Source organism: Pseudomonas sp. B16120, assembly GCF_044218845.1.
In the GTDB taxonomy this organism is placed as follows: domain Bacteria; phylum Pseudomonadota; class Gammaproteobacteria; order Pseudomonadales; family Pseudomonadaceae; genus Aquipseudomonas; species Aquipseudomonas paracarnis.
On the sequence record NZ_CP162588.1, the window covers coordinates 3596917 to 3616172 of the forward strand.

The 19256-nt window shown below is 59.8% G+C and carries 16 protein-coding genes and 1 pseudogene; 9 read left to right on the forward strand and 8 right to left on the reverse strand.

Annotated features, from left to right (window positions below; all coding sequences use genetic code 11):
• Positions 1–26: 26 nt before the first annotated feature.
• A pseudogene (locus AB4P90_RS16685) lies at positions 27–1467 on the forward strand (hypothetical protein).
• Here the strand turns inward: AB4P90_RS16685 and AB4P90_RS16690 are convergent.
• Positions 1464–2006 (reverse strand): DUF924 family protein, encoded by a 543-nt coding sequence (locus AB4P90_RS16690; RefSeq protein ID WP_019817183.1) that lies wholly within the window; start codon positions 2004–2006, stop codon positions 1464–1466. The pseudogene AB4P90_RS16685 and the gene AB4P90_RS16690 overlap by 4 nt on opposite strands.
• Positions 2007–2077: 71 nt before the next feature.
• Here AB4P90_RS16690 and AB4P90_RS16695 point away from each other — a divergent pair, with 71 nt between their 5' ends.
• On the forward strand, positions 2078–3232 hold the full coding sequence (locus tag AB4P90_RS16695; RefSeq protein ID WP_038450415.1) for a DUF1624 domain-containing protein: 1155 nt from the start codon (positions 2078–2080) through the stop codon (positions 3230–3232).
• 249 nt (positions 3233–3481) lie between these two features.
• On the opposite strand, the gene metE is transcribed toward AB4P90_RS16695, so the two are convergent.
• Positions 3482–5770, reverse strand: coding sequence for a 5-methyltetrahydropteroyltriglutamate--homocysteine S-methyltransferase (gene metE / locus AB4P90_RS16700; protein ID WP_395605160.1), 2289 nt, complete (start codon positions 5768–5770; stop codon positions 3482–3484).
• A 344-nt stretch (positions 5771–6114) separates the two neighbouring features.
• Here metE and AB4P90_RS16705 point away from each other — a divergent pair, with 344 nt between their 5' ends.
• On the forward strand, positions 6115–7212 hold the full coding sequence (locus AB4P90_RS16705) for a carboxynorspermidine decarboxylase (protein ID WP_019817180.1): 1098 nt from the start codon (positions 6115–6117) through the stop codon (positions 7210–7212).
• 28 nt (positions 7213–7240) lie between these two features.
• Positions 7241–8485 (forward strand): saccharopine dehydrogenase family protein, encoded by a 1245-nt coding sequence (locus AB4P90_RS16710; protein ID WP_019817179.1) that lies wholly within the window; start codon positions 7241–7243, stop codon positions 8483–8485.
• Between the two features lie 1523 nt (positions 8486–10008).
• Here AB4P90_RS16710 and glsB read toward each other — a convergent pair.
• The 3 genes from glsB to AB4P90_RS16725 all read right to left on the reverse strand — a co-directional run bounded on the left by glsB (position 10009) and on the right by AB4P90_RS16725 (position 11801).
• The gene (glsB, locus tag AB4P90_RS16715; RefSeq protein ID WP_014718789.1) at positions 10009–10917 is read right to left on the reverse strand and encodes a glutaminase B; all 909 of its coding nucleotides are present in this window, start codon (positions 10915–10917) and stop codon (positions 10009–10011) included.
• A 55-nt stretch (positions 10918–10972) separates the two neighbouring features.
• Positions 10973–11317: a hypothetical protein gene (locus AB4P90_RS16720; protein WP_014718790.1), complete on the reverse strand. Its 345-nt coding sequence runs from the start codon at positions 11315–11317 to the stop codon at positions 10973–10975.
• A gap of 73 nt (positions 11318–11390) precedes the next feature.
• Positions 11391–11801: a hypothetical protein gene (locus tag AB4P90_RS16725; RefSeq protein ID WP_014718791.1), complete on the reverse strand. Its 411-nt coding sequence runs from the start codon at positions 11799–11801 to the stop codon at positions 11391–11393.
• Positions 11802–11910: 109 nt separating this feature from the next.
• On the opposite strand from AB4P90_RS16725, the gene AB4P90_RS16730 reads away from it, so the two are divergent.
• Positions 11911–12756: a helix-turn-helix domain-containing protein gene (locus tag AB4P90_RS16730; protein WP_038452182.1), complete on the forward strand. Its 846-nt coding sequence runs from the start codon at positions 11911–11913 to the stop codon at positions 12754–12756.
• 124 nt (positions 12757–12880) lie between these two features.
• On the opposite strand, the gene AB4P90_RS16735 is transcribed toward AB4P90_RS16730, so the two are convergent.
• Both AB4P90_RS16735 and AB4P90_RS16740 read right to left on the reverse strand, forming a co-directional pair.
• Positions 12881–13675 (reverse strand): class II aldolase/adducin family protein, encoded by a 795-nt coding sequence (locus AB4P90_RS16735; protein ID WP_058410543.1) that lies wholly within the window; start codon positions 13673–13675, stop codon positions 12881–12883.
• Positions 13676–13853: 178 nt separating this feature from the next.
• Positions 13854–14063, reverse strand: a complete 210-nt coding sequence (locus tag AB4P90_RS16740) for a hypothetical protein (protein WP_014718794.1) — start codon at positions 14061–14063, stop codon at positions 13854–13856.
• Between the two features lie 196 nt (positions 14064–14259).
• Between AB4P90_RS16740 and AB4P90_RS16745 the strand changes: the two genes are divergently transcribed.
• The gene (locus tag AB4P90_RS16745) at positions 14260–14763 is read left to right on the forward strand and encodes a DUF4142 domain-containing protein (protein WP_020303039.1); all 504 of its coding nucleotides are present in this window, start codon (positions 14260–14262) and stop codon (positions 14761–14763) included.
• A gap of 30 nt (positions 14764–14793) precedes the next feature.
• On the forward strand, positions 14794–15354 hold the full coding sequence (locus AB4P90_RS16750; protein ID WP_395605161.1) for a type 1 glutamine amidotransferase domain-containing protein: 561 nt from the start codon (positions 14794–14796) through the stop codon (positions 15352–15354).
• Between the two features lie 60 nt (positions 15355–15414).
• Here the strand turns inward: AB4P90_RS16750 and AB4P90_RS16755 are convergent, their stop codons facing one another.
• On the reverse strand, positions 15415–15621 hold the full coding sequence (locus AB4P90_RS16755; protein ID WP_003191730.1) for a hypothetical protein: 207 nt from the start codon (positions 15619–15621) through the stop codon (positions 15415–15417).
• A 298-nt stretch (positions 15622–15919) separates the two neighbouring features.
• Between AB4P90_RS16755 and AB4P90_RS16760 the strand changes: the two genes are divergently transcribed.
• Both AB4P90_RS16760 and AB4P90_RS16765 read left to right on the forward strand, forming a co-directional pair.
• Positions 15920–16396 carry a hemerythrin domain-containing protein gene (locus AB4P90_RS16760; protein WP_014718797.1) on the forward strand — a complete coding sequence of 159 codons (477 nt, stop codon included), beginning with the start codon at positions 15920–15922 and terminating at the stop codon, positions 16394–16396.
• Positions 16397–16579: 183 nt separating this feature from the next.
• Positions 16580–19225, forward strand: coding sequence for a Tc toxin subunit A (locus tag AB4P90_RS16765; protein ID WP_395605162.1), 2646 nt, complete (start codon positions 16580–16582; stop codon positions 19223–19225).
• Positions 19226–19256 lie beyond the last annotated feature (31 nt).

A 19256-nucleotide genomic window follows, 5' to 3' on the forward strand; every position in this document is an offset into this window, starting at 1 on the left:
GCTGATTTTCAAGGAAGGAACAGCACATGAAACAAGCAGTTGTGGTTATCCACGGCATCGGCGAGCAGCGCCCAATGGACACCTTGCGCGGCTTTGTCGAAGCGATGATCCCCACGGACACCCCCGATGGCAAACCTCTGTACTGGAGCAAGCCGGATCGGCTATCGCGCAACTTCGACCTGCGCGTACTGAAGGCCTCGGGCCGTACCTCGACGGATTTCTATGAGTACTACTGGGCCCACAAGATGCAGGGCACCAAGTTCGGCCATCTGCTGGGCTGGCTGTGGGACATCTTCAAGCGCCCGCGTCGCGACATTCCCGAGGCCATCGTGCCGATCTGGCGCAGCACGCGCTGGACGGTGCTGGTGTTATTGCTGCTGGTTGCCAGCGGTACATTGGCCACGGCCTGGGGCCAATTGCCCCCCAGCGACAACCCCTTCGCGCTGATCCCCTTGCTGCTCGCGGCCATGGGACTGGGGCTGCGCTATTCGGCGCTGGCGTACCTGGGAGACGCCGCACGCTACCTCAGCCCCAATCCGCAGAACGTGAGGGTGCGCGAGCAGATCCGTGCCGACGGTGTAGACCTGCTGCGTGCCCTGCACAACCAGGGCGACTACGAGCGCATCATCGTCGTGGGTCACAGCCTGGGCTGCTGTGATTGCCTATGACATCGTCGGCTACCTCTGGCATGAATACCACGACCAACTGACCCAACTGACCCCCAGCAACCGTGAGCTGGCGGCCCGTTATGCCAACCGCGAACCGCTGCAACCGGTGGTCAAGGATGCCCTGCCCGCCGCCGGCGCCTTGCTGGACGGCAGCCTGAGCAGCCTGTTGAATTTTCGTCAGCAACAGACCGAAGCTTTTGCCGAACAGCGCGGCCTGGGCAACCCCTGGCGCATCACCGACCTGGTCACGGTCGGCAGCCCAATGGCCCACGCCAGCCTGTTGCTGGGCCGCAGCGTCAGTGACTTCCAGCAGCGTATGGAACGCCGCGAAGCCCCGGCCTGCCCGCCCACCGAAGACACCCAAGGCTACGGCTACAACGCCCGCCAACCGCTGATGCTCGGCCAAAAGCCCTTCACCCCGCACTACCTGCACCACGCCGCAGCCTTTGCCGTCACGCGCTGGACCAACCTGTACTTCCCTGCCCCCTTCGGCCTGTTCGGCGACATCGTCGGCGGCCCGGTCAAGCCCGTGATGGGCGGCGGCGTGCTGGACTTGCCGGTGACCGTGGGCAATGGCAAAGGCTGGCTGGCCAAATCCTGGTTGAGCCACACTCACTATTGGAGCGAACGCGGCGGTACGCAGGGTTACCTCAGCGCACTGGGCAAGGATGAACAGGCGATCAACCAGGGCCCGCGTCCTTCGGCCACTGAAGCGTTGCGATGGGCAATTGACCTCAAGGGTGTGCGGCGGTTTCGCCGCGTTGGCGCCCAGCGAAGCCTGGCGCCAGAGCACGCCTAACCGGCGAAGCCACCGGCCTTGAGGAAGGCGCGTTCTTCGTCGGTGCTCGTCCTGCCCAACACCCCATTACGATGGGGAAACCGCCCGAACCGCTCGATGATGTCGGCATGCTCCTTGGCCCAGTGGTAGGTGCTGGCATCCAACTGCTGGTTCAGGGCCAGGGAGCGTTGCTGGTCCTGGGGGTCTTCCGAATGTTCAAAAGGCAAATAGCAGAACGCACGCAACTGAGGTTCAACCTGTTGATCCAATCCTGCGTCCACCATCTTTCGCGCATACAACCGCGCCAGCGGGTCGGTGGCGAACATATGCGCCGTGCCGCGAAAGGCGTTGCGCGGGTACTGGTCCAGCAGGATCAGTAACGCCAGCGCGCCATCCGCCGTGGTCAACCAGTCTTCGAGTTCACGCCGCGCCGCCTGCATATGAGTGGCGTGGAAGCTGTCGCGAAAGGTCGCATCGAACTCGTCGTCCTTGGCGAACCAACGCTTGGGCCCCGCCTGTTTCCAGAACGCGATTACGGCTTCGGCCGAGTGTGGGGTCATGCTTGTCATCAGCGCCTCGCTTAATGTTATAGAATAACGTCAATATTTTGCCTGCGTGTGACCCTTAACTTATGACTGACGCTATGACTTTACGCAAACGCCTGCTGTCCATCGACGCCCTGCGCGGCCTGGTGATCCTGTTTATGTTGCTGGACCACGTGCGTGAAACCTTCTTGCTGCACCGCCAGGTCAGCGACCCCATGAGCATAGACAGCACCGAGCCTGCGTTGTTTTTCAGCCGCACCCTGGCCCACTTGTGCGCGCCGGTGTTTGTGCTGCTCACCGGATTGTCGGCTTGGCTGTACGGCCAGAAATATCAGGGCCGTCGCGACGTGTCGGCATTCTTGTTCAAGCGCGGGCTGTTCCTGGTGGTGCTGGAATTCACCCTGGTCAACTTCGCGTGGACCTTCCAACTGCCACCCAGCGTGATCTATATGCAAGTCATCTGGGCCATCGGCATCAGCATGATCGCCCTCGCCGCTTTGGTTTGGCTACCGCGTGCCTGGCTGATCGGCTTGGCGCTGGTGATTATCGCCGGGCACAACCTGCTCGATGGGTTGCACGTTGCAGCGGGCTCGATGTTGCATGTGCCGTGGACGATCTTGCATGAACGCAACTGGATTGAAGTCTCTGAAAACCTGCGCCTGCGCACCACCTACCCGGTGCTGCCATGGATCGGTGTGATTGCCCTGGGTTACGGCCTCGGGCCATGGTTTGCCGATGCCACGCTTCCGGCTGTGCGCCAGCGTTATTTACGGGTCGCGGGGGTGGGCGCGTTGGTGGGCTTTGGGTTGCTGCGCGCGCTCAACGGCTATGGCGAGCAGCCTTGGCAGGTGTATGACAGCAGCGTGCTGACGCTGATGAGCTTTTTCAACATCACCAAGTATCCGCCTTCGCTGTTGTTTCTGGCGTTGACCCTGGGGATTGGCTTGCTGTTGCTGCTGGCGTTTGAACGCGCGGGGCATAAGCGCTGGATCGGCGTGCTGGCGGTGTTCGGCGCGGCGCCGATGTTCTTTTATCTGTTGCACCTTTATGTACTGAAAATCCTCTATGTGGCCTGCGTTGCGCTGTTTGGCCTCAACCATGGCAATTACTTTGGCTTCGACGGTATCGGTGCGGTGTGGTTGGCAGCGCTGCTGTTGCCGATTGCCCTGTACTTGCCGGTACGTTGGTTCGCCGGCCTGAAAGCACGGCGGCGGGACCTGGCGTGGCTCAAATACCTCTGACCTGATGCAGGCTAATTGTGCGGGGCGGTGTGTCAGCTACTAAATATTCAACTGAACCACCGCTTTCGCAGGCAAGCCAGCTCCCACACTGGTTACGCATCGCCCACATAATCAGCGCCTGCCACAGATCCCCTGTGGGAGCGGGCTTGCTCGCGAATACGGTGTGTCAGCCACTGCTGCTGTGACTGGAAGACCGCATTCGCGAGCAAGCCCGCTCCCACAGTTTTTAACCGCGCCCGGGCTCAGGAATCAGGCCAGTTCAGCACGCAGTTGGCGAGCGGCGGTGACCATATGAATGAGCGCCGCCTCGGTCTCCGGCCAGCCCCGCGTCTTCAAGCCGCAATCGGGGTTCACCCATAAGCGCTCTGCCGGAATCCGCTTGGCGGCCTTGCGCAGCAAGTTGGCCATTTCCGAGGCATCCGGCACCCGCGGCGAGTGGATGTCGTAGACCCCCGGGCCGATCTCATTCGGGTAGGCGAAGGCTTCGAACGCGTCGAGCAGCTCCATGTCCGAGCGGGAGGTTTCGATGGTGATCACGTCGGCATCCATGGCGGCGATGGACTCGATCACATCGTTGAACTCGCTGTAGCACATGTGAGTGTGGATCTGGGTTTCATCGCTCACGCCACTCGCACACAAACGAAACACTTCAGTCGCCCAGTCGAGGTAGGGTTGCCACTGCGCCTGGCGCAACGGCAAGCCCTCACGAAAAGCCGCTTCGTCGATCTGCACGATCTTGATGCCGGCGGCTTCCAGATCGACCACTTCGTCACGAATCGCCAGGGCCAGTTGCCGGGCTTGCACTTCTCGGCTCACGTCTTCCCGTGGGAACGACCACATCAACATGGTCACCGGGCCCGTCAGCATGCCCTTCATCACCTTGTCGGTAAGACCTTGGGCATAGCGAATCCACTCCACGGTCATGGCGTTCGGGCGGCTCAGGTCGCCGACAATCACTGCGGGTTTCACGCAACGCGAACCGTAACTCTGCACCCAACCGAACCGGGTAAACACGTAGCCATCCAGTTGTTCGGCGAAGTACTCGACCATGTCGTTACGCTCGGCTTCACCGTGCACCAACACGTCCAGGCCGAGGTTTTCCTGCACCTCGACAGCGTGCTTGATCTCACTGTGCATGGCATCGACGTATTCGGCGTGGCTCAACTTGCCGGCCTTGTACGATTGGCGCGCCAGGCGGATCGACGCGGTCTGTGGGAACGAGCCGATGGTGGTGGTCGGGAACAGCGGCAGGTTAAGGCCGGCCCGTTGCTTTTCGATGCGCTGGGCGAACGGCGACTGGCGCTGGCTGTCCTGCGCCGTGATGGCGGCCACACGAGCTTGAACGGCAGGTTTGTGAATGCGTGACGATGCGGCGCGAACTGCCCGCACCGCGCGGCTCTCAGCCAGGGCGGTGAGTACGCCAGGGGCTTCGGGCTGATCAACGGCCTTGGCCAGTAGCGCCACTTCCGCACACTTCTGCACGGCGAAGGCCAGCCAGCTTTTCAATTCGGCATCCAACTGGTCTTCCCGTTCCAGGTCCACCGGGCTGTGCAGCAGCGAGCAGGACGGCGCGACCCACAGGCGATCGCCCAACTTCTCATGGGCATGCTGCAAGATGGCCAGGGCTTTTTCCAGGTCGCAACGCCACACGTTTCGGCCGTTGACCACGCCCAGGGACAGCACCTTGTACGCTGGCAGGCGGTCGAGGATGGTCGGGTACTGGTCCGGTGCACGCACCAGGTCGATATGCAGGCCATCCACCGGAAGATTGGCAGCCAGGCCAAGGTTTTCTTCCAGGCCGCCGAAGTAGGTGGCCACCAATTTTTTCAGCGGGTCGCGCTGGATCAGGTTATAGGCGCGCTCAAAAGCGTTCTTCCAGTCCTGGGGCAGATCGAGCGCCAGGATCGGCTCGTCGATCTGCACCCATTCCACGCCCAATTCGGCCAGGCGCTGGAATATCTGGCCATACAGCGGCAGCAGTCGCTCGAGCAGGTCGAGCCTGTCGAAGTCAGCGCCCTTGGCCTTGCCCAGCCACAAATAGGTCAGCGGGCCGATCACCACGGGCTTGACGCTGTGCCCCAGGTCGAGGGCTTCCTGGACCTCTTCGAAGAGTTGATCCCACGCCAGGTGGAATTGCTGATCGACGCTGAACTCCGGCACCAGGTAGTGATAGTTGGTGTCGAACCACTTAGTCATCTCCTGGGCATGGGCACCGCCGCAGCAGCTGTCACTGACGCCACGGGCCATGGCGAACAAGGTATGCAACGTGGCCTGGCCATCGACCGGGCGGAACCGCTCAGGGACCACACCGAACATCAACGAATGGGTCAGCACCTGGTCGTACCAGGCGAAATCACCGACCGGCAACAGTTCGATACCGGCTTGCTGTTGCAGCGCCCAGTGGGTGCTGCGCAAGTCACGGCCAACGGCGCGCAGGCCGGCTTCGTCGAGCTCACCCTTCCAGAACGCTTCCTGCGCTTTTTTCAGTTCACGATCGCGTCCAATGCGTGGAAACCCGAGGGAATGAGCGACTGCCATGACTTACAACTCCGATGGTCTAATTGATGGCGGTCATTGTCGGCAGAGGGATGTCTTGAGACAAACTCATTTTGCTCTAGATCATCACAAGATTCACTCATGTTCAGGTGGGCATGATATTAGCGGCGCTACTGTGGGTGTTTGTGGTGCCAGAGCCGGCGTCATCGCGGCCTCGCTGAGGCCCGAGCGCTCCCAAAGGGGGCGGGGTGATTCTTATGAACGGTCATACTTACGCCCTATGCTTAACGTGGCGCGCAAAATCCGCCGGCTAACCTTTCGATCTGTTCCAAGTGCGGGCACAATGCGTGTCCTTTTTTGGCAGGCACCGCCGCAGGCTCTCAAAAATGATCAAAACGCCGTACTACCTCATCGATAAACAGAAGCTTCTGGTCAACATGCAGAAGATTGCCTACGTGCGCGAACAGTCCGGCGCCAAGGCTCTGCTGGCGCTCAAGTGCTTTGCCACCTGGTCGGTATTCGACTTGATGCAGCAATACATGGACGGCACCACCTCGTCGTCGCTGTATGAGCTCAAGCTCGGCCGCCAGAAGTTCGAAGGTGAAGCGCACGCCTACAGCGTGGCCTGGGCCGACGATGAAATCGAAGAGATGCTGGAGAACTGCGACAAAATCATCTTCAACTCCATCAGCCAACTGCAGCGTTTTGCCGAACGCAGCGAAGGCAAGATCCGCGGCCTGCGTGTGAACCCGCAGGTGAGCAGCTCTGACTACCTGCTGGCCGACCCGGCGCGCCCGTTCAGCCGCCTGGGCGAGTGGGACCCGGTGAAGATCGATGGCGTGATCGATCAGATCTCCGGCTTCATGTTCCACAACAACTGCGAGAACGGCGACTTCAGCCTGTTCGACAAGATGCTCGGCACCATCGAAGAACGCTTCGGTGCGCTGCTGCACAAGGTCAAGTGGGTCAGCCTCGGCGGCGGCATCCATTTCACCGGTGAAGGCTATGCACTGGATGCATTCTGCGCACGGCTCAAAGCGTTCTCCGAGAAGTACGGCGTGCAGGTCTACCTGGAACCCGGCGAAGCGGCGATCACCAACAGCGCCTCCCTGGAAGTCACCGTGCTCGACACCCTTTACAACGGCAAGAATCTCGCCGTGGTCGACAGCTCCATCGAAGCCCACCTGCTGGACCTGCTGATCTATCGCCTCAACGCCAAGCTGGCGCCGAGCGAGGGTGAACACACCTACATGGTGTGCGGCAAATCCTGCCTGGCCGGGGACATCTTCGGCGAGTATCAATTTGATCGTCCGCTGGCCATCGGCGATCGGCTGTCGTTCATCGACACCGCAGGCTACACCATGGTCAAGAAAAACTGGTTCAACGGCCTGAAAATGCCGTCCATCGTAGTGAAACAACTCGACGGTACAGTCGAGGTGGTTCGTGAATTTGGTTACGACGACTACCTGTCCAGCCTGTCCTGAGCTGGCGGATAAAGGAGAGATAAAGCAATTGAAAAAGAACGTTCTTATCATTGGTGCAGGAGGTGTCGCCAAGGTGGTGGCCCACAAGTGCGCGCAGCACAACGACGAACTCGGTCGTATTGCTATCGCGTCGCGCAACATCTCCAAATGCCAGGCCATCATCGACAGCGTCAAGGCCAAGGGTAGCCTCAAGGTTCCCGCCGATATCCAGGCCTTCGCGCTGAACGCCCTGGACGTGGAAGCGACCAAGGCCCTGATCCGCGAGACCGATTCGCAGATCGTCATCAACGTCGGCTCCGCCTTCCTCAACATGTCGGTACTGCGTGCCTGCATCGACACGGGCGTGGCTTACCTCGATACCGCCATCCACGAAGAGCCGGGCAAGGTCTGCGAGACCCCGCCGTGGTACGGCAACTACGAGTGGAACCACCTGGAAGAATGCAAACAGAAGAACATCACCGCCATCCTTGGCGTGGGCTTCGACCCAGGTGTCGTCAACGCGTATGCCGCGCTGGCGCAGCAACAGCATTTCGACCGCATTGATTCGATCGACATTCTCGACGTCAATGCCGGCTCCCATGGCAAATACTTCGCCACCAATTTCGATCCGGAAATCAACTTCCGCGAATTTACCGGGCAGGTGTGGAGCTGGCAGAACAGCCAGTGGACCAGCAACACCATGTTCGAAGTCAAACGCACCGACGACCTGCCGGTAGTTGGCTCGCAGAACCTCTACCTCACCGGCCACGATGAAGTGCACTCGCTGTCGAAAAACCTCGACGTGCCCAACGTGCGTTTCTGGATGAGCTTCGGCGAACACTACATCAACGTGTTCACCGTGCTGAAAAACCTCGGCCTGCTCTCCGAACAGCCGGTCAAGACCGCCGAAGGCCTGGAAGTGGTGCCGTTGAAAGTGGTCAAGGCCGTGCTGCCCGACCCGTCTTCGCTCGCCCCGGGCTACACCGGCAAGACCTGCATCGGCGACCTGGTCAAAGGCACCAAGGATGGCCAACCGCGTGAGATGTTCATCTACAACGTGGCTGATCATGAAGAGGCCTATGCCGAGACTGACAGCCAGGGCATCTCCTACACCGCAGGCGTACCACCGGTAGCCGCTGCACTGCTGGTGGCGCGTGGCGAGTGGGATGTGAAGCACATGGCCAACGTCGAGGAACTGCCAGCTGAGCCGTTCCTCAAGGCGCTGGATGTGATGGGCTTGCCGACTCGGATCAAAGACGAGAACGGTGATCGGGCCTGGGATGCGACGGCCTGATAGGCCATAGCTGACCGAGCAAAAAATGCGCCCCAAGGGGCGCATTTTTTGTTTTGGCTCACCTACAATTCGAAGAACAATGAGGATCAAAATGTGGGAGCTGGCTTGCCTGCGATGGCGACCAGTCAGTCAATGATTCTTCAACTGAGCCACCGCTATCGCAGGCAAGCCAGCTCCCACACTGGTTGTGGGTTGCCCACAGAATTGGCGCCAGGCATAGATCCCTGTAGGAGCGGGCTTGCCCGCGATGGCGACCTGTCAGTCAATGATTCTTCAACTGAACCACCGCTTTCGCAGGCAAGCCAGCTCCCACACTGGTTGTGGGTTGCCCACAGAATTGGCGCCAGGCATAGATCCCTGTGGAAGCGGGCTTGCCCGCGATGGCGACCTGTCAGTCAATGATTCTTCAACTGAACCACCGCTTTCGCAGGCAAGCCAGCTCCCACACTGGTTGTGGGTTGCCCACAGAATTGGCGCCAGGCACAGATCCCTGTAGGAGCGGGCTTGCCCGCGATGGCGACCTGTCAGTCAATGATTCTTCAACTGAACCACCGCTTTCGCAGGCAAGCCAGCTCCCACACTGGTTGTGGGTTGCCCACAGAATTGGCGCCAGGCATAGATCCCTGTGGGAGCGGGCTTGCCCGCGATGGCGACCTGTCAGTCAATGATTCTTCAACTGAACCACCGCTTTCGCAGGCAAGCCAGCTCCCACACTGGTTGTGGGTTGCCCACGGAATTGGCGCCAGGCATAGATCCCTGTGGGAGCGGGCTTGCCCGCGATGGCGACCTGTCAGTCAATGATTCTTCAACTGAGCCACCGCTATCGCAGGCAAGCCAGCTCCCACACTGGTTGTGGGTTGCCCACAGAATCGGCACCCGGCATAGAACCCTGTGGGAGCGGGCTTGCCCGCGATGGCGACCTGTCAGTCAATGATTCTTCAACTGAGCCACCGCTATCGCAGGCAAGCTAGCTCCCACACTGGTTGTGGGTTGCCCACAGAATTGGCGCCAGGCATAGATCCCTGTAGGAGCGGGCTTGCCCGCGATGGCGACCAGTCAATCAATGATTCTTCAACTGAACCACCGCTTTCGCAGGCAAGCCAGCTCCCACACTGGTTGTGGGTTGCCCACAGAATTGGCGCCAGGCATAGATCCCTGTGGGAGCGGGCTTGCCCGCGATGGCGACCTGTCAGTCAATGATTCTTCAACTGAGCCACCGCTATCGCAGGCAAGCCAGCTCCCACACTGGTTGTGGGTTGCCCACAGAATCGGCACCCGGCATAGAACCCTGTGGGAGCGGGCTTGCCCGCGATGGCGACCTGTCAGTCAATGATTCTTCAACTGAACCACCGCTTTCGCAGGCAAGCCAGCTCCCACACTGGTTGTGGGTTGCCCACAGAATTGGCGCCAGGCATAGATCCCTGTGGGAGCGGGCTTGCCCACGATGGCGACCTGTCAGTCAATGATTCTTCAACTGAACCACCGCTTTCGCAGGCAAGCCAACTCCCACAGAGAGAACGATCTCAAAACACCGACCACCCAATCCGCTCACTCAACAATTCCAACGCCTTCATCCCCGCCAGCGAGTTGCCCGCTGCGTTCAACTCCGGCGACCATACGCACACCGTAAACTGCCCCGGCACCACCGCGACAATTCCGCCGCCGACCCCGCTCTTGCCCGGCAGGCCCACGCGGTAGGCAAAGTTGCCCGCCTCGTCGTACAAGCCGCTGGTGGCCATGATCGAGTTTACCTGCTTGGTCTGGCGCGCCGTCAGCACCTGCTCGCCACTGTGGGCACTCACGCCTTCATTGGCCAGAAAGCTGAATGCTCGGGCCAGGTCCAGGCAGCTCATCTGCAACGCGCAATAGTTGAAGTAGCTGTGCAGCACCGCGTCCACATCATTGTGGAAGTTGCCAAAAGACTTCATCAGGTAGGCCATGGCCGCATTGCGCGCACCGTGCTGGGCTTCCGACTCGGCCACAACGCTATTGACCAGGATCTGCGGGTTGCCCGACAGGCGCCGTACAAAGTCGCGCATCGACAGAATAGGCACGGCGAAGCGTGACTGGTTGATGTCGCAGATCACCAGCGCGCCAGCGTTGATAAAAGGGTTGCGCGGGCGGCCACGTTCGAATTCCAGCTGCACCATGGAGTTGAACGGCTGCCCCGAGGGCTCGTGGCCCAGGCGTTCCCAGATGGATTCGCCGCCATGGTCGATGGCCTGCACCAGGCTGAAGACCTTGGAAATGCTCTGCACCGAAAACAGCGTGTCTGCATCTCCAGCGCAGTAGGCCGTGCCGTCGTTGCCGTATACCGCGATGCCGAGTTGGTTGGCGGGCACGTCGGCCAGCGCGGGAATGTAATCGGCGACTTTGCCGAGGCCGATCAAGGGGCGCACTTCGTCGAGGATCGACTCCAGCAGCGCCTGCATAGCTTGTCCTGTCATCTTTGTTCGAATCAGTGGTAAACGAGGCGCGGAGGATACGTCAATGGGCGCGCAACACCCACACAATCTCTACCACCCGCTCGGCAATCACCACGTAGATCAGGATCAACAACAGTTGCAACGCCAAGTGATAACGCAATTTGGCCAGGCGGCGAATGCCGTCGCTGACGTTCAACAGCATCAGCACCGTCGACAGCACAATCAAGCCCCAGCCCGCGACGCTGGAGGCGAAGATACCGATCAGCAACTCGCGCGGTCCCACCAGCGCGTTGGTCCCCGCCGCAAACAACAATGCGCAGACCAACAGATTTTTAACATTGTCGAAAATCTGCGTGCTCAGGTCGTTTTCCAGCAACGCCAGGTACCGCGTCCATAAAGTGCGCATGCTTGAATACCGAGTGGGAAGGCTCGTCAATCAAGGTAGTTCAATTGTGGACGCTGTCGAGCTTTGGCCAGGCTCAGAAATGCGCCACATCCGACACTTCTGTATCCAGCACATCCTGGGCCAACGCCCAGGCGCGATCCTTGGACTCCACCACCAGCAGCGGGTAACCCCAGGCCTTGCCGAACGTCACGGCAAAGGGCTTGAGGGCCAGGCGCTTGGCAGCGCTGGGCTCCACTTGGATCATGCCTTTGACGTAGGCGCGCAAGGCAGCCTTGTTTTTCTTCATCCAGATAGAGGCGCGCTTGCGCTCTTCGTGGGCGTGTTCATGACTGTTCTCATCCACGGCTTTTTCGTGCAGCAGCAAGAAGGGCTGCTCACGGGCCAGCAGACGTTCGAAGGTCAGGAAGGCGTCTTCCGGCGCACCTTCGCTAGGCGCGTCGAAAAAGATTTTCACCACCGGGAAAGTTGAACTGTCGAGTCGCATGGCAAAGCTCCTTTGATGAGATTGGTTCTCATCATAGGGCGACTGGCGCTGGACAGCATTGCACAGAATAGCCAGAATATTTCGCAATCCAGCCAAGGCAGTTCTCACCATGGTTCATCACCGCCTCGACCAGTACGACCCCTGCCGGGTCCGCGACGCCGCCGCGATCCCTCGCTCGATTGTTGCAGTGGGCGCCTCGAGTACGTCCGAACGCTGGGAACATACCCCTCACCACCATCAACACGGGCAATTGATCTACACCTTGCGCGGCGTGGTGCATTGTGTGATCGAGGCGGGTATCTGGATCGTGCCGCCGCAATGCGCGTTGTGGATTCCCGGCGGAGTAACCCACGCGGCACGCGGTGCCGGCGAAGCGGATGTGTACTGCCTGTTGATCAACCCGAACGCCGCCAGCGCCCTGCCCCGGCAATGTTGCACGCTGTCGGTGTCGCCATTGCTGCACGAATTGATCGGCAAGGCGGTCAGCTTCCCGCAGCTCTACGACGAAGACGGCGCCCAGGGCCGCCTGGTGGCGACGTTACTCGACGAACTGGCCCAGGCCCCCATCGAAGCCCTGCATTTGCCGATGCCCCAAGACCCCCGCTTGCATCGGCTGGCCAACAGCTTATTGGCCAACCCCGGCGATAAATCCACCCTGGGCGAATGGGCCGTGCGCATCGGCATGAGCGAACGCAGCATGACCCGCCTGTTGTTGGAAGAGATCGGCCTGAGCTTCGGTCGCTGGCGCCGGCAGTTGCATGTAATCCTTTCACTGCAGCGCCTGGCCAACGGCGAAAGTGTGCAGAGCGTGGCGCTGGACCTGGGTTATGAAAATGCCAGCGGGTTTATCACCATGTTCCGCAAGGCCATGGGCCAACCGCCGGCGCGTTACCTGGCGGACCGTGCCAGTACCGTCGGGCCGCACAGCAACGCGTCAACTATCGCCTTGACGTGAGGTTTTGATGATCGTTCCCACGCTCTGCGTGGGAATGCCTCGTGTGCCGCTCCGCGTCACGCTTAGGGACGCAGAGCGTCCTGGGCTGTGTTCCCACGCAGAGCGTGGGAACAATCCATTCGACTCAGTTCTTGTAGTCGGTATCGGTACGCTCAAGCTGGCGCACCAGCGCATTCCAATGCCGCGCCACGCCCGGGCCTTCGCCATTGCTGAACACCTTGGCCTGCTGCTCGACTTTGGCCACCACCTCTGCGGGTGGGAAGATCAACTCGGCATTCCCCGCTGCCTGTGCCGCAATCTGGATGTTGCAGGCCCGCTCCAGGCTTTGTAGTTGCTGGAAGGCATGCTCGACGCTGACGCCACCCGTCAACAAGCCGTGGTTGCGCAGGATCATCACACTCTTGTCGCCCAAATCCGCCACCAGCCGTTCACGCTCGTCCAGGTCCAGCGCCACCCCTTCGTAACCGTGGTAAGCCACACGCCCCGAGAATGCGATAGCGTGCTGGGAGATCGGCAACAACCCCTGCTTCTGCGCCGACACCGCAATACCGTCGCGGGTGTGGGTGTGCAGCACCGCTTGCAAATCATGGCGTGCGCCGTGGATGGCGCTGTGGATCACATAGCCGGCGTAGTTGATCCCCAGGCCCGTTGGGTCATCGACGATGGTGCCGTCCAGATCGACCTTGACCAGGTTGGAGGCGCTGATTTCGTCGAACAACAGCCCGAAAGCATTGATCAGGAAATGCGCCTCGGGCCCTGGCACCCGCGCTGAGAAATGCGTGTAGATATGATCGGTCCACTTGTACAACGCCGCCAGTCGGTAGGCCGCGGCCAACTTGACCCGCACCTCCCACTCTTGCGGTGTTACCCGCTGGCGCACATTGCTCAAGACACTGGAAATCGGCGTGACGCTACTCATGGCAAATCTTCCTGGATGGCCTAAGGGGACTTCCAGGCAAGGCTAGGGGATGGTCATAAATAATAAAAAGCACATTTTAATCTAAGCTAATTATTATATTTATTTATAAAAAGAAGCAATGGCAGCGTTCAGGCCACCACGGGAGCAAGCTCCTTCGCCGCCAATCAACTCAGCAGGTTCAACGCCCGTTGTTGAGCTTTTCGTTGATTGCATCCGTTTGCCGTTCAATGTCCTTGATCGAGGTCGGCGTCACGACTTTGTCGATGGTGTCAGTCTTGGGGTTTGCAGGTTCAAGCGTCTGCCCTTTGGTGGCCTGGGCATTACCTTTTTGCGCGTCTTCAGAGCTGACGGGGTCGGGGGTTTTATCGGCGGTTTTATGATCAGTCACAGTGCAATCCTCCTGGCAGTGGCAGGCCCCTGAGATGGCGGCCCTATGCAGCAGAACCCTGGGAATCCGAATTGGTTCAAGTCAATTGCCGCGCCTCACCGCTGGGCAAAAAAGCGCAAAAAATTTTAAACCTTTTACCCGCCTCTCAATTCAACAGTCAGGTAACGGCATCCCGCCATTTCCAAGGAGAGACACCATGAAAACTCGACTGATGAAACCGATGGGCCTTACCTTCATGCTGATTGCAGGCTCGATTTCCACCGCGATGGCGGCGACCTCCAACGACTTTGTCGACAACGCCGCCGAGGGCGGTATCACCGAGGTGGAAGCGGGCAAGCTGGCCCTGGAAAAAAGCAGCTCGGCGGACGTAAAGACCTTCGCCCAGCATATGGTCACAGACCACACCAAGGCCAATCAGGAACTGATGGCCCTGGCGAAAAAACTCGATATCGAAGTACCCGATGACGCCGCGCTCACCGACCAGGCGAAGAAAGCCATCCTGGAAATGCGCGATGAATCCTTCGACAAGGCCTATGCCAACAACCAGGTAGCGGCCCATGAAAAAACCGTCGAACTGTTCAAGAAAGAAGCGGCCTCCTCGGACAATCCCGAGCTGAAAGCCTTCGCCACCAAGACCCTGCCCACCCTTGAAGCCCACCTGAAAATGGCCAAGGAACTGCAAACCAAATACGCCCATTAAACCATCCATGACCCAAGGAGACACTCGACCATGAGCTCGCAACTCAACGGCAAGCACATCCTCGTCATCACCTCCAACACCGGCATCGAGCGCGACGAGTTGCTCAAGCCTCTGGAAACGCTGCGTGGCTACGGCGCGACCGTGACGCACGCCTCCAGCAAAGGCGGCACTACCCAGACATTCGTCGGCGACACAGAAAAAGACCAGGCCGTTAAATCCGACGTGCAACTGTCGGATGTTGTCAGCGCCGACTTCGATGCGCTGGTCATCCCGGGCGGCACAGTGAATGCCGATACCCTGCGCCAGGATTCTGCCGCACTGCGCCTGATCAATGAGTTCGTGCAGGCCGGCAAGACCATCGCGGCGATCTGTCACGGGCCATGGACCCTGATCGACGCTGGCGTGGTCAAGGGCAAAACCCTGACCGCCTATAAAAGCGTGCGCATCGACCTTGAAAACGCCGGCGCGGCCAGCGTAGTGGATGCCGAGGTTAAAGAGTGCCAGGCCAATGGCTGGACCTTGATCACCTCGCGCACGCCGGACGACCTACCGGCGTTCAATCAGGCGATTGCCAAGGCCATCGGCGGCTGATCGGCTTAGCGCAATGAAAACAGGCGCCCCATGGGCGCCTGTTTTTTATCACTCACCGCTTCAGCTCTTACGCTGCTGCGCCATTTCACGCTTGGGTCCGAACATTGCCCACGCAATCAACCCCAGCAGCGGCACGAACACCAGCACCACGACCCACAACCCCTTGGTCTCCCATCCGCCAGTGCTGCGCAAAACGATATTGATCGCCCAAAGTTCCAAGAGCAGCAGAACCACCGCCAATACGATCCAGATATATTCAATTTGCATGATTCACCTCCTGAAGTCTAAGCGTTAGGTCAAGCAGATGCCCCAAGGGTTCCATTAGAATTTTCCTGGCCCCACTTTATGGCCCCCCGTTGCGCTGGAGTGTCAGCAACCGGCTGTGCGTTGTGCAACCTCAACGCGGCCCGACCATGCAAGCTGCACGACCGACAAGCGCACATGAAAATATAACCATCTGATTTTAAAGATGATTTATAACCATAAAAGTTGGTACGCCTGATGCAACCTTCCTCACCACGAGGCGTGCACTTCGACACGCCCGCACACCCCCGTGAGGTTACCTATGAATGCCATCGACCTGCTCAAAGCCGACCATGAACGCGTCAAGACCCTGCTGACCCAGTTGAGCGAATCCACTGAACGCGGGGTGAAAAAGCGCACCGAGTTGCTGGCCAAACTTGAAATGGAAGTCACCCTGCACACCCAACTTGAAGAAGAAATCCTCTACCCCGCGTTCAGGAAAGCGGGTGGCAAGGAACAGGACATCATGTACCACGAAGCCAAGGAAGAGCACCGTACCGTCGACTCGCTGGTCCTGCCGGACTTGAAAAAGACCGACCCATCTTCCACCGAGTTTTCCGGTCGCGTCAAAGTGGTCAAGGAGCTGCTTGAGCACCATATCGAAGAAGAAGAAACCGAGATGTTCCCCCAGGCCAAGAAACTGCTGGGTAAAGCGCTGCTCGAAGAGCTGGGGGCCGAGATGGAAGCGATGAAGGCCGCGCACAAAAAAGCCATGGTGAAAAAACCGCTGGCCGCGTAACGGCTACCTCCTCGCAGCAAAGTTCGCGCGACAGTGACCCACAGGCCCTGTCGCGCTATCGATTTGCACCGATGATTTCTCCTCGCTCACTCAGCGATCCGGCCGACCGAGCCGGCCTGGCGCCCCATGCTAGCGTGCCATTGCCCTTGGCAGTGGCCGGGGGCTTTCAGGAGATTCATCACAATGGACACGCACTCCCCCACCTATACCCACCTGTTCAAAGAGGACTGGCACCTGCTGTGTTCGGCCTCTTCCATGGCGGCAATCGACTCCCCGATCGCCTACCTGAAGGCGTTATACCTGTTTGCCCAAGCGCTGGAAAAAAGCGGTAAAGGCAAACAGCCCAAGGTCACCCTCGACCAACGACGCCCCGAACTCAAGACGCTGCCCCTGGACGAACGCAGCCTCAGCGCTGTGATTCCTCAACTCTCGATGATCAACGAAACCCTGTCCCGCCAGATTGACGTTCACCTCAAACAAACCCGTCGTGAATACCGCGGTCGCTCACTTGATGAGGTGCTCGGCAAGCAACGTTTCCCCTTCGTGCTGCCGTTCGAACGTGCGCATCGCCAGTGCTGGCTCGGTTTGTCCGGCAACAAGCCACAATTGGGCGAACTCAGTTACCGCATCAGCCTCAAGCTGCCCACCGGCCAGCGTGCGCAAAACACTTACGGCGTGGTCAGGCACGAGGCCTATGAAGCGCAACGTTTGCTGTCCGGGCTGAGCCCTGCCCAGCAGGTGTTATTGACGGAGCCTTTTTTAAAAAGATCAGGAGACGTACAGGCAGAGGATTTTTTTACCCAGCACTATGGCACCCAGGCGCAGCCCCTTGAGGAGTTGCCCCACTGGTTGCAAAAAACCGGACTCACCGCCGATCAGACCGAAGCGCTACTGGCCTGCGGCAAGTATGTGCCGGTGCTGTCGAGCAATGTTCTGGCAAGCGCCCTGCCAACGCCGCCAACGCCGCCGGCCAAGCTGCGCCTGCACGACGGTGCCGCGTACGTGAACGGGCCGATCACCGAGGCTGGCGCGACCCAGTCGCCCCTGTCGATCACTACACAGGACAAGGGTGCTGCGCGCCTGCGCAATACCTCATGGGAACGTTACCAGCGCCTGCACCGAATGATCCGCCTGCAACGCTGGACGCAATTGCCCTTCGACGCACTCGACGCCCTGTCAACGAGCGTCGTGCGGCGTGAACACGAGGGCGACCCGGCGCGGCCCGCCAACGACAATACCCTGCGCGCACTGGGCGTCTATCGCTATCTGGAACGCCGCTACAGCCTGTCATTGCAAGCCTTTGCCGCCGTGCTGGATGAAATACCGGTGTGGGCACCCGGTACTCGCCTGTCGCTGTACGACCGGTTGTTCAACCCCGGCCCGTTGCCAGGCCAGGCATTGACGCTGGACAGGCCGACCCTGGCGTTGAGGGAGGAAATCCCGACAACCCTGCGCCACCAGCTCTGCACCGGCCTGCACCTGAGCGACACCCCGGCCTCGTTGCACTGGCTGATCAAGCAGGCCCGCCTGCATCTACCCGCTGCTTGCCCGACGCTGACGTTTTATAGCGCGCTGTATCGCCAAACCCGGATCGCGCGGATGTTCGGGCTGTCAGTGCTCGACAGCTACCATATGGCGGCGCTGCTGGGCGGTAAGGATTACACCACCCAACTGGTCAACCCGAGCCTGCGTCGCTCGGGCGTCAATGCCCCTGCCGACCTGCTCGATGTGCTGATGCAAATGGACTGGCTGGTCCGCTGGCTCAACGACACGGGTCAAACGGTTGATCAGCTTCGTCGTCAACTGCTATTGGATGCCCAATCCCCACCGCCCCACGTGCAGACGTACATCACCCAACTCGATGAGGTGGTCGAACTGACTCAGCATGGCCTGTTGGCGCAAGAAGACCTCGCTGACCTGTCATTGCCCCAGCCCGAGCCTGACACCAAAGCGGCGACCATTGCCTGGCATGCCCTCATCGTACAAGGGCTGCTGCACAGCCAACCGCTGCTCAAGCCCGCGCCGCCCAAAGAATTGCCCAATGGGCTGGTGCAGCTTATCGAAGCCCAGACGCTGAGCCTCAACCCAGAACGCAACACGGCTCTGCACAGCGATGCCAAACAGGCAGTGACCAAGAAGCTCGGCGCGTTCTACCAACAAATGCAGCCGCTTAAAGCAAACATCGACACGCTGCTCAACGCCCCCTCACACCTTGCCGGTGACGCCTCCGCGTACCTGCAATGGCGCAAACTCGTGGTTCGACAAATTGCCCGAACCGCCACTGCCGAATCCACCACGGAGCTGCACAAAAATGTACTGCTGAGCCTGCCGGATGCCGAAGTGTCCTTGGGTCTGGCAGTGAGCCGTGAGGCCTTGCAGGCCTTTGTGCTCCATCCGCACTGGCTGAGCCCTGACCACACCGCGGCCTCGCTGCTCAAGCTGACGCTGAGCACGCTGTACCTGCTGCAACGCTTTGCCCATTGCCTCAGCACCTACGGACTGGCCCAGGACCGCGTGCTCGCTTATTTGCAGCGCGCCAATTCATCCTCCGTTGAAGGCTCCGCCGTATCTCACGATGGGGCTTGCACTTCGCAACTGGCCGCATTGCTCAAGTGGGATGTCGATGAAATCAACCTGCTCGTTGAATCCCTGCCTGCCAAACAGGTGAAGACCCTGGCCGACCTGGACTGGCTCCTGCGTTGCCATGAAGCCGTCAGGCTCACCGGCCTCTCCGCCAACGCCTTGCTCAAGGCTGCCGACCTGCATGCCACCTTGATGAATGAAGACTGGCAACACGTTGGCTCGGCATTGATCGCCACAGCCCCCTAACCCCGTTGTATTTCGCCTGGTTCAAGGAATG

What these genes read in the sequence shown, in the direction of transcription:
- AB4P90_RS16690 (WP_019817183.1), bottom strand. Translation starts at nt 2,006, where the DNA reads ATGACCCCACACTCGGCCGAAGCCGTAATCGCGTTCTGGAAACAGGCG.
- AB4P90_RS16695 (WP_038450415.1), top strand. Translation starts at nt 2,078, where the DNA reads ATGACTGACGCTATGACTTTACGCAAACGCCTGCTGTCCATCGACGCC.
- metE (WP_395605160.1), bottom strand. Translation starts at nt 5,770, where the DNA reads ATGGCAGTCGCTCATTCCCTCGGGTTTCCACGCATTGGACGCGATCGT.
- AB4P90_RS16705 (WP_019817180.1), top strand. Translation starts at nt 6,115, where the DNA reads ATGATCAAAACGCCGTACTACCTCATCGATAAACAGAAGCTTCTGGTC.
- glsB (WP_014718789.1), bottom strand. Translation starts at nt 10,917, where the DNA reads ATGCAGGCGCTGCTGGAGTCGATCCTCGACGAAGTGCGCCCCTTGATC.
- AB4P90_RS16720 (WP_014718790.1), bottom strand. Translation starts at nt 11,317, where the DNA reads ATGCGCACTTTATGGACGCGGTACCTGGCGTTGCTGGAAAACGACCTG.
- AB4P90_RS16725 (WP_014718791.1), bottom strand. Translation starts at nt 11,801, where the DNA reads ATGCGACTCGACAGTTCAACTTTCCCGGTGGTGAAAATCTTTTTCGAC.
- AB4P90_RS16730 (WP_038452182.1), top strand. Translation starts at nt 11,911, where the DNA reads ATGGTTCATCACCGCCTCGACCAGTACGACCCCTGCCGGGTCCGCGAC.
- AB4P90_RS16735 (WP_058410543.1), bottom strand. Translation starts at nt 13,675, where the DNA reads ATGAGTAGCGTCACGCCGATTTCCAGTGTCTTGAGCAATGTGCGCCAG.
- AB4P90_RS16745 (WP_020303039.1), top strand. Translation starts at nt 14,260, where the DNA reads ATGAAAACTCGACTGATGAAACCGATGGGCCTTACCTTCATGCTGATT.
- AB4P90_RS16750 (WP_395605161.1), top strand. Translation starts at nt 14,794, where the DNA reads ATGAGCTCGCAACTCAACGGCAAGCACATCCTCGTCATCACCTCCAAC.
- AB4P90_RS16755 (WP_003191730.1), bottom strand. Translation starts at nt 15,621, where the DNA reads ATGCAAATTGAATATATCTGGATCGTATTGGCGGTGGTTCTGCTGCTC.
- AB4P90_RS16760 (WP_014718797.1), top strand. Translation starts at nt 15,920, where the DNA reads ATGAATGCCATCGACCTGCTCAAAGCCGACCATGAACGCGTCAAGACC.
- AB4P90_RS16765 (WP_395605162.1), top strand. Translation starts at nt 16,580, where the DNA reads ATGGACACGCACTCCCCCACCTATACCCACCTGTTCAAAGAGGACTGG.